The sequence below is a fragment of the Streptosporangium fragile genome (assembly GCF_039534445.1).
Lineage (GTDB): Bacteria > Actinomycetota > Actinomycetes > Streptosporangiales > Streptosporangiaceae > Streptosporangium > Streptosporangium fragile.
In genome coordinates this window covers 21,102-36,745 of the sequence record NZ_BAAAVI010000037.1, presented here as the reverse complement: position 1 = coordinate 36,745, position 15,644 = coordinate 21,102, and the positions used below count along the sequence as shown (strand labels likewise).

Here is a 15,644-nt window from a genome sequence, read left to right as displayed (position 1 = left end):
GACGGCGGGGTGACGCCCCGGCGAACAACAGGCCCCGCATGCCCCGGACCGGCGGGTGTTCCACCGGTCCGGGCCGGTTCGCGGCGGAGGGCCCGGATCCGGGCCGCCGGGCGCGGGCCCGTACGGCGCCTCAGCCGCCCAGCGAGGTGCAGGGCCGGCCGCGCAGGGCTCTGACGTAGTCGTCGGGGGCGCCGGCGCGCTCGGCGGCCTCGGCGAGGATGCCGAGGTAGCGTGCCGAGGGCAGCCCGCCCTCGTAGCCGTCGAGCACGTAGAACCAGGCCACGACCTCGCCCTCCAGGGTGTGCACCCGGAGCTTGATCTTGTGGTGGAGGCCGCGGGCCGCGCCCTCCCACTGGTCGAGAGAGCTCTCGTCCCACTCGGGCACGTCGTACAGGACGACGAAGACCTGCTCGTCGGGATCTTCGACGATGGTGGCGAGGGCACCCTCCCAGCCGAGGTCGTTCCCGCCGAACGTCAGACGCCAGCCCTGGAGCCAGCCCGTTCCCCTGATCGGGGAGTGCGGCGCCCGGTGGGCCATCTGCTTCGGGTCCATGTTGCTGCCGTAGGCGGCGTAGACAGGCACGGCATCCAACAGTAATCCAAGATCCGGCAGGCGCTTACCCGGCTCGCGCCTCGCCCCGACACCTCGTGGATTTACGACGGTTTTGGCAGGCTTTCGTGGTTTTGGAGGGGTGCCAAGCGACGGCCGGTTCGGGCATGCGGGACAATGGGCTACGTGACAAGGATCGTGATCATCGGTGGCGGGCCCGGCGGCTACGAGGCGGCGCTGGTGGCCGCGCAACTCGGCGCACAGGTGACCGTGGTCGAACAGGACGGGCCCGGCGGGGCCTGCGTGCTCACCGACTGCGTGCCGTCCAAGACGATGATCGCGACTTCCGTCCGCAAACAGGCGCTCCTCGACGCCAGCATGCTCGGCGTGCACTACACCGGCGGGCCGGACGGCGACGTCGGCGGCGTCATCGCCGACATGCCCCTGGTCAACATGCGCGTCAAGGAGCTGGCCCGGGCGCAGTCCGCCGACATCGCCGCGCGGCTCGCCGCCGAGGGCGTCGAGGTGGTCAGGGCGCACGGACGGCTGGTCGACCCGCAGGTCGTCAGGGCCGGCGACCGGACGATCCGGGCCGACGTCGTCATCGTGGCGACCGGCGCCACCCCGCGCATCCTCCGCGGCGCCGAGCCCGACGGCGAGCGCATCCTCACCTGGCGGCAGCTCTACGACCTCCAGGAGCTGCCCGAACACCTCATCGTGGTCGGCTCGGGCGTCACCGGCGCCGAGTTCGCCGGCGCCTACCGGTCGCTGGGCTCGGAGGTCACCCTCGTCTCCTCCCGCGACCGCATGATGCCCAACGAGGACGCCGACGCCGCCGAGGTCCTCGAAGAGGTCTACCGCCGCCGCGGCATGAACGTCATGGGACGCTCCCGCGCCGAGTCCGTCAAGCGCACCGCCGACGGCGTGGTCGTCACGCTGGAGGACGGCCGCACCGCCGAGGGCAGCCACTGCCTCATGACGGTCGGCATGGTCCCGAACACCTCCGGAATCGGCCTGGAGGAGGCCGGGGTCACCCTCGACCGGGGTGGTTTCATCCAGGTCGACAAGGTCTCCCGCACCTCCGCGCCCGGCGTCTACGCGGCCGGTGACTGCACCGGCGTGCTGATGCTGGCCTCGGTCGCCGCCATGCAGGGCCGGATCGCCGTCTGGCACGCGCTGGGCGAGGCCGTGCAGCCGCTCCGCCTGGCCACCGTGGCCTCGACCATCTTCACCGACCCCGAGATCGCCGCGGTGGGCGTCGCCCAGAAGGCGATCGAGGCCGGCGAGATCGACGCCAACGTGGTCAAGCTGCCGCTGGCCACCAACGCCCGCGCCAAGATGCAGGGCTTCAACGACGGCTTCGTCAAGCTGTTCTGCCGTCCGCACACCGGCATCATCCTGGGCGGCGTCGTGGTGGCCCCCCGCGCCTCCGAGCTGATCCTGGCGGTCTCGGTGGCCGTCCAGCAGCGGCTCACGGTCGACCAGCTCGCCCACACCTTCGCGGTCTACCCCTCGCTGTCCGGCTCCGTCACCGAGGCCGCCCGCCGCCTGATGCAGCCGACGACCCCGACCGGCATCTGATTTCCGGGCCCCTCGGGGCCCGTTCGGTAGAGATCTTCTCTTCGGCGTGTTCGCGCAGGTCAACGTCCTGCCAAGGAATCGGCACGCCCGCACGTGTCGCGCGCTCTCGGTCCGGCCGTCCGGTGAGTCTTCCTCCGGCACCAGCGGCGGCTCCCCGCCGCCTGGTGATGGGGGCAGTTCGCTGCCGGACGAGAGGAAACCGATGATGAGGCACATCCGACGGATGTGTTACCCGGTCGCCGCACTGGCGGTGCTGACCGGACCGCTGACCGTGATCGGCGTGACCCAGGCCGAGGCCGCACAGGCCGATTCGGTGCGGGCGGTCCCGCGTACCGCACTTGACCCAGTACGGGCGGCTCTGTCCGCCGCACCCGACCCGGCCTCCTGCCCGGGGCAGGTGGCGCTGGTCAACGGTGGTTTCGAGCGCCCGGCCGGCGGCGGCCCGGTCAACTTCTTCCCCGACGCGTCGCAGGACGCGCCCAACGCGGTGCCGGGCTGGCGGACGACCGCCACCGACCACGTGATGGAGATCTGGACCGGCCCGTCCAACCCGACCAACACCCCGCCCGCCGAGGGAAGGCAGTTCGCCGAGCTGAACGCGAACCAGGTCTCGACCCTCTACCAGGACCACGCGACCACCCCGGGCGCGAAGCTGTACTGGCGGCTCTCCCACCGCGGGCGCCAGGGCGTCGACACGATGTCCCTGAACATCGGCGCGCCCGGCTCGCTGGTGCTGCAGCGGACCATGTCCGACGGCACGGGGGCCTGGGGCACCTACACCGGCACCTACACCGTGCCCCCCGGGCAGACGGTCACCCGGTTCGCCTTCCGCTCCGTCTCGGCGGCCGGCGGCAGCCGCAGCGTCGGCAACTTCCTGGACGACATCTTCTTCGGCACCGCGCCCTGCGTCGTCGTCACCAAGGCCGCGATCCCCGAAGGTCCCCTCGACGTCGGAGACGTGATCACCTACCGGCTGACCGCCAGGAACGAGGGCGGGGGGACGGCGGAGAACGTCCGGCTCACCGATGCCATCCCGACCGGGACCTCCTACGTGCCCGGCTCGCTCCGCGTGGTGGACGGCCCCAACGCGGGGGTCAAGACCGACGCGCCGGGCGACGACCAGGCCGCCTTCGACCGTACGACGGGCAAGGTCTCCTTCTCGCTGGGCGCCGGCGCGACCGGAACGGCACCCGGCCGGCTGCCCAACACCAACGACCTGCCGGGCGGCACCACGGTGGAGTTCCGGGTCAGGGTCGACCGGGCCGCCGCGGGCAAGCAGGTCGTCAACCAGGGCGTCGTCACCTACGAGAACCACCTCGGCCCGACCCCGGAGCCGCTGACCTCCACCTCCGGTGAGGCGGTCACCAGGATCAATCCCGCCGTCGACCTGAGCGTGGTCAAGTCCGCCGACCTGACCAGGACCACCGTCGGCCAGACCGTCACCTACCGTCTCGCCGTCCGCAACGCGGGACCCAACGACGCCACCGGCGTCACCGTCAAGGACGTCCTGCCGGAGGGCCTCGCCTTCGTCTCGGCGACGCCCTCGGCCGGCTCCTACGCCCCCGCCACGGGAATCTGGACGGTGGGCGCGCTCGCCAACGGCGGCACGGCCACCCTGACGATCCACGCCAAGGCCACGACGGCCGGGAAGAGGACCAACGTCGCCGTCGTCGGCGGCGACCAGAAGGAGCTCGACCGGGCTGACAACGTCGACGTGGTCAAGATCTGCGTCGACCGCGAGCCCTCCTGCTCGAACTGCTCCTCCGACCGGTGCGGGACCTGCCCGTCGCGGGCGGGGTGACGGACCGAGGACGATCCGCCGGCCGGTCACCGGGGCCCCGCGGCCCCGGTGACCGGCCGGTCGGCTTCGGGAGACCTTTCCCGGCTCCCGGTGGCGCGGCCGGGTGACCGGAGCCTGCCGTGTGCGTGACGGTGGCGCGGCGGGCTGTCAGCCGTGTGCGTGACGGTGGCGCGACGGGCCGCCCGTCGTGCGGCGCGATGGTGACGCGGTGGGCTGCCCGCCGTGTGCGCGACGGGCCGCCCGCCGTCAGTGCACCCGGGCCCGCAGGCGGCCCAGGGCGGCCCTGCCGTCCTGGACGGCACGGGCCACGAAGTGCAGCTCCTCCGCCCGCTCCGCGTTCGTCAGGGCGTTCTTGGCCGCCTCGTAGGCGTCGATCGCATGCCGCCAGTCGTGGTCGGCGGTCATACCGCCGCGCCCGCTGACCTGGAACTCGTAGTCGAGCTGGTCGATCTCCTCGCCCAGCCGGGTGATGTCCTCCTCCGCGCCGCGCCGCATCAGGGTGAACCGCGCGTTGCGCCGGGACCGCCGCTGGGCGCTGATCCCCCACGCCACCACGGTGAGCGCCAGGCCCACCGCGCTGAGCACGACCATCACGAGACCGACCGACGGGCCGTCGCCCGAGGGCTCGGACTGCCCTGTCTTCGGCTCGCCGGTCCCGAACACGTCGCCGAGGTCGAGGCCGGGGAACGAGGTCGGCACCGCGGAGCTGACGCCCACGGGCGTGCCCCGGGAGCCGGTCAGGTCCACGTCGTCGGCCTGGATGAAGGACGCGCCCTCGACCAGGGCGCCGGTGAAGTCGGCGCCGTCCAGGTCGGCCTGGGTGAACTGGACCTCGCGCGCGTCGGCGTCCTTGAACGTGGCGTGGTTCAGCTCGGCCTGGCCCATCTTGGCCTCGTGGAGGTTGGCCCGGGTGAAGTCGGCCTTGCGGGCCTTGATCTGTCCGGGGGTGCTCTCGGCGAGGTCGGCGTCGATCAGCTTGGCGTTGGTGAAGTCGACCTGGGTCAGCTCGGCCCGGGTGAGCTTCGCCCCGGTCAGGTTCGCGTGCGGGAACTCCGCCTGTCCCGCCTCGGCGTCGACGAGGATCGCGCCGCGCAGGTCGGCGTGGTCGGCGTGCATCTGGCCCAGGTCGGCCTCGGTGAGATCGGCTCCGCGCAGGTCGGCGTACTTGAGCGTGGCCTGGGTGAGGTCGGCCTGCTTGAGCGAGGCTCCGCGCAGGATCGCTCCGGTGAGGTCCTTCTGGAGCAGGTCCACGCTGTCCAGCTTGGCCTTGGTCAGGTCGGCGCAGCGCAGGTTCGCGGGGAGCTGGGCGCCCCGGGTGAAGTCCTTGCCACGCAGGTTGGCGCCCTGGCCGGGCCGGCAGGGCCCGGTCGCGGCCTGGGCGGGAGAGATCACTGTCCCTGACAGCGCGATGATCGCGACGGTGAGTGCCAGGGGAACGGAACGACGCACGGGAGCCTCCTTAAAAGCAGTCCCGATCGTGTCAGTGCATCATTGCATCCCGCTAGACGCCCGCTTACACCCTTCCGTGCGGTGTGGCCGTGGCCGTGGCCTCCGCCACCTCACGCGAGCGGCCCTTCCCGCCGTTCACCGCCCGCCGCGTCTGCCGCCCCGCCTGTCATCGCCCCGCCGCACCCGCCGCCTCACCGTCTTCACCCCGCCCCGGCCGAGCACCCCGCCGTACGCCGGACACCGCCCGCGCCCCGCCCCGGCCGATCACCTCACCGCACGCCGGGCGCCGTCCCCGGCCGGCCGATCCCATTGACGTTCGTTGGTTTAGACGTAAAACTAACTCAGCAACCGGAAGCCTGAGTGCTGGAGTTCCCATGCCTTACCGTCCCCCTTTGGTGGCGCACGAGTACTTCGTCGCCGACCCGCCGGAGCTGCCCGTCCGCTCGCACGGCGAGAAGGGCCTGTCGGCGCTGACCGCCGCGGAACTCGTGGCCTCCGACACGTCCGGAGTGACCCTCAAGGGCACGACCTCCGCCGAGGAGACGCTCCTGGTCCAGGTGGGTGTGGCGGGCGAGGGCGTGATCCGGGTCCGGCTCGGGCAGGACGCGGACGCGCGGACCCGGTCGGCCGCGGCGATCTCCATGGTCACCCCGGGCGAGTACGCCGGGGCCCGGGTGGACGTCCGCGACGGCTCCGTCACGGTCGACGCGGGCTCGCTCCGCGCCGAGATCACCCTGGCCCCGTGGCACCTGCGCTTCACCGACGCGGGCGGCCGGACGATCCTGGAGCAGGACCGGGGCCACACCGACATCAGCGGCCGGATGCGCACGCTGCCGTTCGGCCGCTCCAGCGCGGGCGGCGCGGTGGCCGGTTACCACGAGAGCTTCGTCGCCCCCGCCGACGAGGCGTTCTCCGGGTTCGGCGAGTCGTTCACCCCGCTCGACAAGCGCGGCCAGCGGCCGGTGATGTGGAACTTCGACGCCTTCGGCGCCGAGTCGCAGCGGGCGTACAAGAACGTCCCCTTCTACCTATCCAGCAGGGGCTACGGGGTGCTGGTCGACAGCGGGACGCCCGTCGAGTTCGACGTCTGCCAGTCGACGCACAGCTGCGTGCAGATCGTGGTCCCGGACGACCTGATCGACTACTACGTGATCGCCGGGCCCGGCCCCGCCGACGTGCTCGGCCGCTTCGACCTGCTGACCTGCGCGCCGCTGCTCCCGCCCAAGTGGGCGTTCGGCACCTGGATCTCCTCCGGCTTCTTCGTCGACACGCAGGAGCGGGTGATGGCCAGGGCGCGCACCATCCGCGAGCGCGGGATCCCGTGCGACGTGCTCCACCTGGACACCTACTGGCAGAAGGACGGCCACTGGTCCGACCTGCAGTGGGACGCCGACACCTTCCCCGACCCGGAGGGCATGCTGACCGAGCTGGACAGCATGGGCTTCAAGGTCTGCCTGTGGATGAACCCGTACATCTCCCACCTCAGCCCGGCCTTCCCGGAGGCGGCAGAGAAGGGATATTTCCTGAAAAAGCAGGACGGCGAGGTCTATGTGGCCGACTGCTGGCACGGCTCCTACCCGGAGTGCGGCATCGTCGACTTCACCAACCCGGCGGCCGTCGAGTGGTTCCAGGGGCTGCTCCGCCGGCTGCTGCGCCAGGGCGTCCAGGTCTTCAAGACCGACTTCGCCGAGGGCGTCCCGCACGACGCGGTCGCCTTCAACGGCATGGCGGGCACCGACCTGCACAACGTCTACACGCTGCTGTTCAACGACGCCGTCTCCGCGGTGACGAAGGAGATCACCGGGCACGGCATGGTCTGGGCGCGCTCGTCGTTCCTCGGCGGCCAGCGGCACTCCGCGCAGTGGGGCGGCGACACCTACACCAGCTACCCGGCGATGGGCAGCACGCTGCGCGGCGGGCTCGCGCACGGCCTGTCCGGCATCCCGTTCTGGAGCCACGACGCCGGCGGGTTCACCGGCCGTCCCACCGACGACCTGTACGTGCGCTGGACCCAGTTCGGCGCGCTCTCCCCGCTGCTGCGCCTGCACGGCACCACCAGCCGGGAGCCCTGGGAGTTCCCCGAGGTGGAGGCCGAGGCGGTCGAGGCGCTGAGGCTGCGCTACCGGCTGATGCCCTACATCTACTCGGCGGCGGTGGAGGCCGCCAGGACCGGGGCGCCGATGATGCGGGCGCTCTGCGTGGACTACCCGGACGACCCGGTCGCCTGGCAGGCCGACCTGGAGTACCTCCTCGGCCGCGACCTGCTGGTGGCGCCGATGACCTCGCCGGAGGGGGTGCGCAAGGTCTATCTGCCCGCGGGCGAGTGGGTGGACCACTGGACGGGTGAGGTGCTGACCGGCGGCCGCTACGTCACGGTCGCCACGCCGCTGGACCGCGTCCCGCTGTTCGCGCGGCGCGGCGCGCTCGTCCCCGTCCTCGCCGAGCCGGGCGAGACCGTCGGGGACGGGCCGTTCGGCGAGGTCACCCTGGTCGCGTACGGCGTGGGTGAGAGCCGTACCACCGTCTCCGACCTCGACGGGGACACCACGGTCACCGCGGTCCCGGACGGGGACGGCCTGCGGGTGACCGTCTCGGGGGGCATGCGGATCGCGGGCGTCGAGCTGGTGGGGGCCAGCGTCCCGGTCGTCGTCACCACCATCTAGGAGAAGAACCATGTTCAAGGTGAGAACGGGCGTCGCCCTGGTGGCCGCGCTCGTGGCGCTGGCCGCGTGCGGCGGCACCGACGAGGCGGCGGACAAGCCCGCCGCCGACGGCCCCCGAGTCCTGAAGCTCTGGCACTACGAGGGCGCCGACAGCGCGATGGGCAAGGCCTGGGCCGAGGCCGTCAAGCAGTTCGAGGCCTCGCACCCCGGCGTCACCGTCAAGTTCGAGGCGAAGGCGTTCGAGCAGATCCGCCAGTCGGCGAGCATGATCCTCAATTCGGACGAGGCCCCGGACGTCATGGAGTACAACAAGGGCAACGCCACCGCCGGGCTGCTGTCCAAGCAGGGGCTGCTCACCGACCTGACCCCGGAGGCGACCAAGCGCGGCTGGGACAAGCTGCTCGGCCCCTCCGTCCAGACGACCGCCCGCTACGACGAGCGCGGCGTCATGGGCTCCGGCAACTGGTACGGCGTGCCGAACTACGCCGAGTACGTGATGGTCTACTACAACAAGGACGCGTTCAAGAAGGCGGGCGTCGAGGTGCCCACGACCTTCGACGAGTTCACCGCCGTGCTCGACACGTTCGTCAAGGCCGGCACCACCCCCATCGCCGTCGGCGGCGCCGAGTACCCCGCGCAGCAGATCTTCTACCAGCTCGCGCTGAGCAAGGCCCAACGCCCCTGGGTGGACGCCTTCCAGCTCTACAAGGGCAAGGTCGACTTCAAGGGGCCGGAGTTCAAGTACGCCGCCGACACCTTCGCCGACTGGGTCAAGAAGGGGTACATCGCCAAGGACTCCGCCGGGCTCAAGGCCGAGGACATGGGCGTGTCCTTCACCGGCGGCAAGTTCCCGATCATGATCTCGGGGAGCTGGTGGTACGGCCGCCTCGCCAGCGAGATCAAGGACTTCGAGTGGGGCACGTTCCTCTGGCCGGGCAACACGATGAGCGCCGGATCCAGCGGCAACCTCTGGGTCGTCCCGGAGAACGCCGAGAACAAGGACCTCGCCTACGACTTCATCGACATCACGATGAAGAAGGACATCCAGAACCTGCTGGGCAACTCCGGGGGCGTCCCGGTGGCCGCCGACACGGCCGCCATCACCGATCCCAAGAGCAAGGAGCTGATCGAGAACTTCAACAAGCTCTCGACCTCCGACGGCCTGGCCTTCTACCCCGACTGGCCGGCGCCCGGCTACTACGACGTGCTCGTCGCGGGCGTGCAGAACCTCATCAACGGCACCAAGACCCCCGACCAGGTGCTGGACGAGATCGCCGGGCCGTACAACGAGAACCTCGCGGACATCGGCAACTGATCCACCCCGCGCCCCGCGCCCCGCACCCCCGGGGCGTGGGCCGCCGGCACAACAGAGAGGTCGTCCCATGACGACGAGGTCCCGCAGCCGCGGGTACTGGGTGTTCCTGCTGCCGAGCTTCGTGCTCTTCACCGGGGTCATCGTCGTGCCGTTCCTGATGAACGTCGGGATCGGCTTCACCCGCTGGCAGGGCATCGGCGACCCGAGATGGGTCGGGCTGGACAACTACACGCGTCTCTTCGCCGACGAGCGGTTCTGGGCCTCCTTCCGCAACAACGTCGCGCTCATCGTGGCCATGGCGATCGTCCCGACGGTCATCGGGCTGGTCCTGGCCGCGACCCTCTTCGACTACGTGGGCAAGAAGGTCGGCCCCCGCGCGGCCAGCGCGCTGCGGGCGGCGTACTACCTGCCCCAGGTGCTGCCGGTCGCGGTCGCCGGGATCGTCTGGGGGTGGATCATGCATCCCCAGTTCGGCGCGCTCAACGAACTGCTCAAGCTGCTGGGCATGGAACCGCGCAACTGGCTCGGCGACCCGGACTGGGCGCTGCCCAGCGTCATGGTGATCATGGTCTGGTTCCAGATCGGCTACCCGGTCGTGATCTTCATGGCCGGGCTCCAGCGGGTCGACCCCGCCCTGTACGAGGCGGCCGAGATCGACGGGGCCTCGTGGTGGCGGCGGTTCTGGCACATCACGATCCCGCAGATCCGGCCGGAGATCTACGTGGTCCTGCTGACCTGCACGATCGCCGCGCTGAAGGTCTTCGGGCCGATCTTCGTGCTGACCCGGGGCGGTCCCGGCGGCGCCACGCTCGTGCCGTCCTACTTCAGCTACCAGAACTTCTTCGAGAAGGCCAACGTCGGCTACGGCTCGGCGATCGCCACCGTGCTCACCCTCGTGATCATCGTGGTGACGGTCTTCTTCCTGCGGATTCAGGACAGGGAATCATGATCCGGAAATACTCGGTCCTGGTCTCGCTGGTCGTCCTGGCCGTCGTGATGCTGGTGCCGTTCGTCATCGTCACGCTCAACGCGGTCAAGTCCCCGGCCGACTACTCCTCGGCCGGCCCGCTGAGCCTGCCCGGAGAGCTCTACCTCGACGGGATCGTGAAGTTCTGGAACCGGGTCGACTTCGGCGGCAAGCTCTGGAACAGCCTGCTGATCAGCGGCTCGGTGGCCGTGCTCGCGACGGTGCTGTCGGTGCTCAACGCCTACGCGCTCGGCGTCGGCAGGGTACGCGGCCGGATGTGGATCCTCGTCGTCTTCCTGGTGGCCAACACGCTGCCGCAGGAGGCGCTGGTCTACCCGCTGTACTACCTGTCCAAGCAGGTCGGCCTCTACGACACCCGGCTCGGGGTGATCATCATCTTCACGGTGATCCAGAGTGCCTTCGGCACGTACCTGCTCGCCTCCGTGCTCGGCCGCTTCCCGCACGAGATCCTGGAGGCCGCGGCCATCGACGGGGCGGGGAAGTGGCGGGCGCTGTGGCGGATCGTCGTGCCGATCAGCAGGCCCACGCTGAGCGTCCTGCTCATCTTCTTCTTCATCTGGACCTGGAACGAGTTCTTCCTGCCCCTGGTCTTCCTGATCTCCAACGAGAACCAGACCGTCCCGGTCGCCCTGGGGGTCCTGCAGGGGGACAAGATGATGGACGCGACCATGTCCAGCGCCTCGGCGCTGCTCGGCATCCTGCCCGCCGTCGCCTTCTTCCTGATCTTCCAGCGGACCCTGACCCGCGGCGTGACCGTGGGCGCGATCAAGTGACCCGCGGACGCGTGCGCGAGGGCCGTGCGACCCGTGTGACCCGTGTGCGCGGTCGCGCGGGTTGCGCGATCTGCGTGCGCGGGGCCCGCGTGAGCCCGGGACGCCGTGCGCCGCTCGGGGGCGCACGGCGTCCCGGCAACAGCAGTGCTTCGACTCCCCCTGACCTGGAGGCGAGATGTCCCTGTCCAAGCCGTCGGCGGTGGCGGCCGCGTTAGCCCTCGCGGCGGCCCTGACCGCCGCCCCCGCCCAGGCGGCCGACGCGTACCCCTTCCGCGACCCCACGCTCCCGCTGCAGCAGCGGATCGACGACCTCCTCGGCCGGCTCACCCTGGCCGAGAAGATCTCCTGGCTCCACCAGTACCAGCCGGCGGTGGACCGGCTGGGCATCGGGCCGTTCAAGACCGGCACCGAGGCGCTGCACGGCGTCGCCTGGTCCACCGACATCGACAACGGCGGCAACGTCGTCACCGCGCAGGGCACGGTGTTCCCGCAGGCGGTCGGCCTGGCCGGCACCTGGAACCCGGAGCTGGTGAAGAAGGTCGGCGCCGCCGTCGGCACCGAGGCCCGGGGCTACCACGCCGAGAACCCCCGGGTGTGGGGCCTGCAGCTGTGGGCGCCGGTGGTCAACCTGCTCCGCGACCCCCGCTGGGGCCGCAACGAGGAAGGCTACTCCGAGGACCCGCTGCTCACCGGGGCCATCTCCACCGCCTACGGCTCGGGGATCCAGGGCGACGACCCGGACCACCTGAGGGCAGCCCCGGTGCTCAAGCACTTCCTGGCCAACAACAACGAGGTCCGTCGCGACACGACCTCCTCCAGCCTGCGCCCGCGCGTCCTGAACGAGTACGACATCCCGGCGTTCAAGACCGCGCTCTCGGCCGGTGCGGCCACCGGCGTCATGACGGCGTACAACCTGGTCAACGGTCGGCCCGCCACGGTCACCGATCTCAACTCCACCGTCCGGACCTGGACGGACCGGCCCCTGTTCAACGTCTCCGACGCCGGCGGGCCCAACAACCTCACCGGCTCGCAGGCCTACTTCGCCACCCAGGCCGAGGCGAGCGCCGCGATGATCAAGGCGGGGGTCGAGAGCTTCACCGTCGACAACACCGACGGCGCCCCCACGGTCGCCGCGGTCAACCAGGCGCTCTCGCGGGGGCTGCTGACCACGGCCGACATCGACGGGGCCGTCCGCAACATCCTGAGCCTCCGGTTCCGGCTGGGCGAGTTCGACCCGGACGGCGGGCCGTACGGGAAGATCACCAAGGACGTGGTCGACAGCCCCGAGCACCGGAAGCTGGCCCGGCGGACCGCCACCGAGGCGGCGGTGCTGCTGAAGAACGCGGGCGCGACCCTGCCGCTCAGCCCGGCGAAGAAGGTCGCCGTCGTGGGGCCGCTGGCCAGGACCCTCTACACCGACTGGTACTCCGGCAGGCTGCCCTACAAGGTCACCCCGCTCGACGGCATCAGGGAGCGGGCGGCCGCCACCGTCGACACCGAGGGCGTCGACCGGATCGCCCTGAAGTCCGGCGGCAGGTACCTCACCGCGGGCACCGGGGCGGGCGCCGACCTGAAACTCTCCGCGACCACCGCCGGCGCGACCGAGCAGTTCGACGTCTTCGACTGGGGCGAGGGGATCGTCACCCTGCGCAGCGTCGCCAACGGCAAGTACGTCAGCCGCGCCAACTGGTCCACGCTCGTCAACAACCAGGACCAGCCCACCGGCTGGTTCGTGCAGGAGCAGTTCAAACTGGAGGCGCAGGCCGACGGCACCACGCTGCTGCGCTACGCCGGCTACGAGACCGCCTACGACTGGTTCGGCCCCGGCAAGTACGTCAAAGCCGCGGCCGACGGCACGCTCGGCCTGACCACGGCCGGGGACGCCACCCGCTTCGAGAAGGAGGTCGTGCGCAGCGGGATCGACGAGGCCGTCGCGGCGGCGAAGAGCGCCGACGTGGCGGTGGTCGTCGTCGGCAGCATGCCGTTCATCAACGGGCGCGAGGACCACGACCGCACCTCCCTCAGCCTGGCCGAGGGCCAGCAGGCGCTGGTGGAGGCCGTCCACGCGGCCAACCCGAACACCGTGGTGGTGCTGGAGAACAGCTACCCGACCACCGTCGACCGGCTCCAGGAGAAGGTCCCGGCGATCCTGTGGACCACCCACGCCGGGGCCGAGACGGGCCACGCCCTCGCCGACATCCTGTACGGCGACGCCAACCCGGCCGGCCGCCTCACCCAGACCTGGCCCCGGGCCGGAACCACCCTGCCCGACATCCTCGACTACGACATCATCAAGACCGGCGCGACCTACCTGTACTCCAGGGAGAAGCCGCTCTACGCGTTCGGCCACGGCCTGAGCTACACCACCTTCGCCTACCGGAACCTCAGGGCGGTCGCCCGGGGCGACGGGTACGAGGTGAGCGTCAAGGTCACCAACACCGGCTCCCGGGCCGGCGACGAGGTCGTCCAGCTCTACACCCACCAGCACAGCTCCCGGGTGGCGCAGCCGGTCAGGCAGTTGCGCGGCTTCCAGCGGGTGCGCCTCATCCCCGGTGAGTCGAAGGTCGTCACCTTCCCGCTGAAGACCGCCGACCTGGCCCTGTGGGACGTGACCCGCAACCGCTTCACGGTGGAGCCGTCCACCCACGACATCCTGGTCGGCTCGGCCTCGGACCGGATCCGGCAGCGCGCGACCGTCCGGGTGGCCGGCGAGCGCATCCCCGACCGCGACCTCACCCGGGTCACCCGCGCCGCCGACTTCGACGACTACGCGGGCGTCGAGCTGGTGGACGAGACCAAGGCGAGCGGCGACGCGGTCGGCGCGACCGCGGGCGAGTGGATCGCCTTCGAGGACGTCGACTTCGGCGCCGGCGTCACCGGTGTGACGATCGGGGTCGCGGCCACCGCCGCCTCGTCCGTCGAGGTCCGTCTCGGCTCGCCGACGGGCAGGCTCGCCGGGACCGTCCCGGTGGCCGCCACCGGCGGGGTCTACCGGTGGGCCACGGCCACCGCGCCGGTCTCGGGCGTACGCGGCGAGCATGACGTCTACCTGGTTTTCAGGGGCGACCTGCGGGCGAAAGACGTGTCCTTCACCCGCTGACCCCCGGCCCACCCGGCCGCCGCCCGCCGGGCTCTTCCCGGCGGCCCTTCTCCGGCTCGTACGGCCCGTGCCCCGCCCCCGCGGGGCGTGGGCCGTGCGGCCACCCTTTGGTCACCCCGGCGGTCCGGCCGATGGCCGCCCTCTGGTCACCTCGGCGCCGTCCGGTTCCTCCATCGGTCCTACCGGGTTTTCGTCATCAGGCGCGGTCCAGGAAGCGGGCACCCGGGCCGGGCGCACGGTAGATCGCTTCCGGTGGCAGATGGGTGTGTCCCGCGGCGCATTCGAGGGTGACCCTGACCGGCTCCCCGCAGGCGGTCCGGTCATCGGCGGGTCGGTGCCGGACGATGACCGACGGCCCCTGCGGGTCGGCGAGGTATTTGTCGCCCCATTCCAGCAACGCGACCAGCGTGGGCCGCAGATCGAGCCCTTGGTCGGTGAGCCGGTACTCGAAGCGCTGCCGGTCACCGGGTTCTTGGTAGGGGACGCGTCGCATCACTCCTGCCGCCACGAGGGTGTCGAGCCGGGCGGCCAGGAGGTTGCTCGCGATACCGAGGCGGGCCCGGAACTCCCCGAAGCGGCGCGCGCCGTCCAGCGCCTCACGCACGATCAGCAGCGACCAGCGTTCACCCACCACCGCCAGGGCGCGCGCCACCGAACAGTTCACCGGGTCGATGCGCTGCGTCTGCACCGCTCGATCGTACCCGCCTGAGTTGACAATCTCCACTCAGCCTCCGTAGGTTCATCGCCCTGAGTTTAGGAAATAAAGTCAGGAGGACGGACCATGCCAATGCTCGACGTGTACATCCCCGACGGCGCGCTCCACCAAGAGGCTGAGGCGGCGCTGATGAACCGGATCACCGAGATCCTGATCCGCCACGAGGGATTCGACCCCGCCGATCCGGTGACCAGGTCCGTCTCCTGGGTGTTCCTCCACCGACCGGCCGCCGTCTACGTCGGAGGAGCGCCGGTGGACGCGCCGCGCTACAAGGTCGTCCCCTCCGTACCCGAGGGACAGCTCGACGGGCAGGCACGCGCGGGCGTCGTCGCCGACGTCACCGAGGCGATCCTGGACGCCGAGAACGGTGCCTGGCCACGCGATCCCGGCCGGATCTGGGTGTTCCCCACCGAGATTCCCGAGGGCCACTGGGGCGGGCACGGGCAGATCAGACCGCTCGCGTCGATCCTGTCCCGGCTCACCGGCCACGACGACGAGCAGGCCCGCGCGCTCGCGACCCAGCGCATCGCTGCCAGCCGAACCGAACACACCCGCCTGCCGTAACGATGTCGCCGGAGAGCACGGACGGTCACCATCGAGCTCGACGTCCCTCACTGCGCCGCACCAGTCGGATCAAGAGTGACGTGGTCCGGCCTTCCGCTTCGGCAAGACTTCCGACCGCCACTGTTCGCAGCGAGGTCAGGCTCTA

11 protein-coding genes are annotated in these 15,644 nt (G+C 71.0%); 8 read left to right on the top strand and 3 right to left on the bottom strand.

The window, feature by feature from the left end:
• Nucleotides 1–130: 130 nt before the first annotated feature.
• Complete coding sequence (locus ABD841_RS23590; RefSeq protein WP_344975751.1) at nt 131–583, bottom strand: gamma-glutamylcyclotransferase family protein; 453 nt, start codon at nt 581–583, stop codon at nt 131–133.
• A 153-nt stretch (nt 584–736) separates the two neighbouring features.
• Between ABD841_RS23590 and ABD841_RS23585 the strand changes: the two genes are divergently transcribed.
• Both ABD841_RS23585 and ABD841_RS23580 read left to right on the top strand, forming a co-directional pair.
• Nucleotides 737–2,131, top strand: coding sequence for an NAD(P)H-quinone dehydrogenase (locus ABD841_RS23585; RefSeq protein ID WP_344975749.1), 1,395 nt, complete (start codon nt 737–739; stop codon nt 2,129–2,131).
• Between the two features lie 205 nt (nt 2,132–2,336).
• Nucleotides 2,337–3,932 carry a DUF7507 domain-containing protein gene (locus ABD841_RS23580; RefSeq protein ID WP_344975746.1) on the top strand — a complete coding sequence of 532 codons (1,596 nt, stop codon included), beginning with the start codon at nt 2,337–2,339 and terminating at the stop codon, nt 3,930–3,932.
• Between the two features lie 246 nt (nt 3,933–4,178).
• Here ABD841_RS23580 and ABD841_RS23575 read toward each other — a convergent pair whose 3' ends face one another.
• A complete protein-coding gene (locus ABD841_RS23575; RefSeq protein ID WP_344975743.1) occupies nt 4,179–5,381 on the bottom strand; it encodes a pentapeptide repeat-containing protein in 1,203 nt (400 codons plus the stop codon).
• Between the two features lie 395 nt (nt 5,382–5,776).
• Between ABD841_RS23575 and ABD841_RS23570 the strand changes: the two genes are divergently transcribed.
• The 5 genes from ABD841_RS23570 to ABD841_RS23550 all read left to right on the top strand — a co-directional run bounded on the left by ABD841_RS23570 (nt 5,777) and on the right by ABD841_RS23550 (nt 14,220).
• Nucleotides 5,777–8,044 carry a TIM-barrel domain-containing protein gene (locus ABD841_RS23570; protein ID WP_344975876.1) on the top strand — a complete coding sequence of 756 codons (2,268 nt, stop codon included), beginning with the start codon at nt 5,777–5,779 and terminating at the stop codon, nt 8,042–8,044.
• Nucleotides 8,045–8,054: 10 nt separating this feature from the next.
• A complete protein-coding gene (locus ABD841_RS23565; protein ID WP_344975740.1) occupies nt 8,055–9,359 on the top strand; it encodes an ABC transporter substrate-binding protein in 1,305 nt (434 codons plus the stop codon).
• A 67-nt stretch (nt 9,360–9,426) separates the two neighbouring features.
• The gene (locus ABD841_RS23560; RefSeq protein WP_344975737.1) at nt 9,427–10,308 is read left to right on the top strand and encodes a carbohydrate ABC transporter permease; all 882 of its coding nucleotides are present in this window, start codon (nt 9,427–9,429) and stop codon (nt 10,306–10,308) included.
• Complete coding sequence (locus ABD841_RS23555; protein ID WP_344975734.1) at nt 10,305–11,120, top strand: carbohydrate ABC transporter permease; 816 nt, start codon at nt 10,305–10,307, stop codon at nt 11,118–11,120. Before ABD841_RS23560 ends, ABD841_RS23555 begins: the two co-directional genes overlap by 4 nt.
• A gap of 175 nt (nt 11,121–11,295) precedes the next feature.
• A complete protein-coding gene (locus ABD841_RS23550; protein WP_344975731.1) occupies nt 11,296–14,220 on the top strand; it encodes a glycoside hydrolase family 3 protein in 2,925 nt (974 codons plus the stop codon).
• A 196-nt stretch (nt 14,221–14,416) separates the two neighbouring features.
• On the opposite strand, the gene ABD841_RS23545 is transcribed toward ABD841_RS23550, so the two are convergent.
• The gene (locus ABD841_RS23545; RefSeq protein WP_344975729.1) at nt 14,417–14,908 is read right to left on the bottom strand and encodes a winged helix-turn-helix transcriptional regulator; all 492 of its coding nucleotides are present in this window, start codon (nt 14,906–14,908) and stop codon (nt 14,417–14,419) included.
• Nucleotides 14,909–15,001: 93 nt separating this feature from the next.
• Here ABD841_RS23545 and ABD841_RS23540 point away from each other — a divergent pair, with 93 nt between their 5' ends.
• Complete coding sequence (locus tag ABD841_RS23540) at nt 15,002–15,499, top strand: hypothetical protein (RefSeq protein ID WP_344975727.1); 498 nt, start codon at nt 15,002–15,004, stop codon at nt 15,497–15,499.
• Nucleotides 15,500–15,644: the final 145 nt, after the last annotated feature.

What these genes read in the sequence shown, in the direction of transcription:
- ABD841_RS23580 (WP_344975746.1), top strand. Translation starts at nt 2,337, where the DNA reads ATGAGGCACATCCGACGGATGTGTTACCCGGTCGCCGCACTGGCGGTG.
- ABD841_RS23565 (WP_344975740.1), top strand. Translation starts at nt 8,055, where the DNA reads ATGTTCAAGGTGAGAACGGGCGTCGCCCTGGTGGCCGCGCTCGTGGCG.
- ABD841_RS23560 (WP_344975737.1), top strand. Translation starts at nt 9,427, where the DNA reads ATGACGACGAGGTCCCGCAGCCGCGGGTACTGGGTGTTCCTGCTGCCG.
- ABD841_RS23555 (WP_344975734.1), top strand. Translation starts at nt 10,305, where the DNA reads ATGATCCGGAAATACTCGGTCCTGGTCTCGCTGGTCGTCCTGGCCGTC.
- ABD841_RS23550 (WP_344975731.1), top strand. Translation starts at nt 11,296, where the DNA reads ATGTCCCTGTCCAAGCCGTCGGCGGTGGCGGCCGCGTTAGCCCTCGCG.
- ABD841_RS23540 (WP_344975727.1), top strand. Translation starts at nt 15,002, where the DNA reads ATGCCAATGCTCGACGTGTACATCCCCGACGGCGCGCTCCACCAAGAG.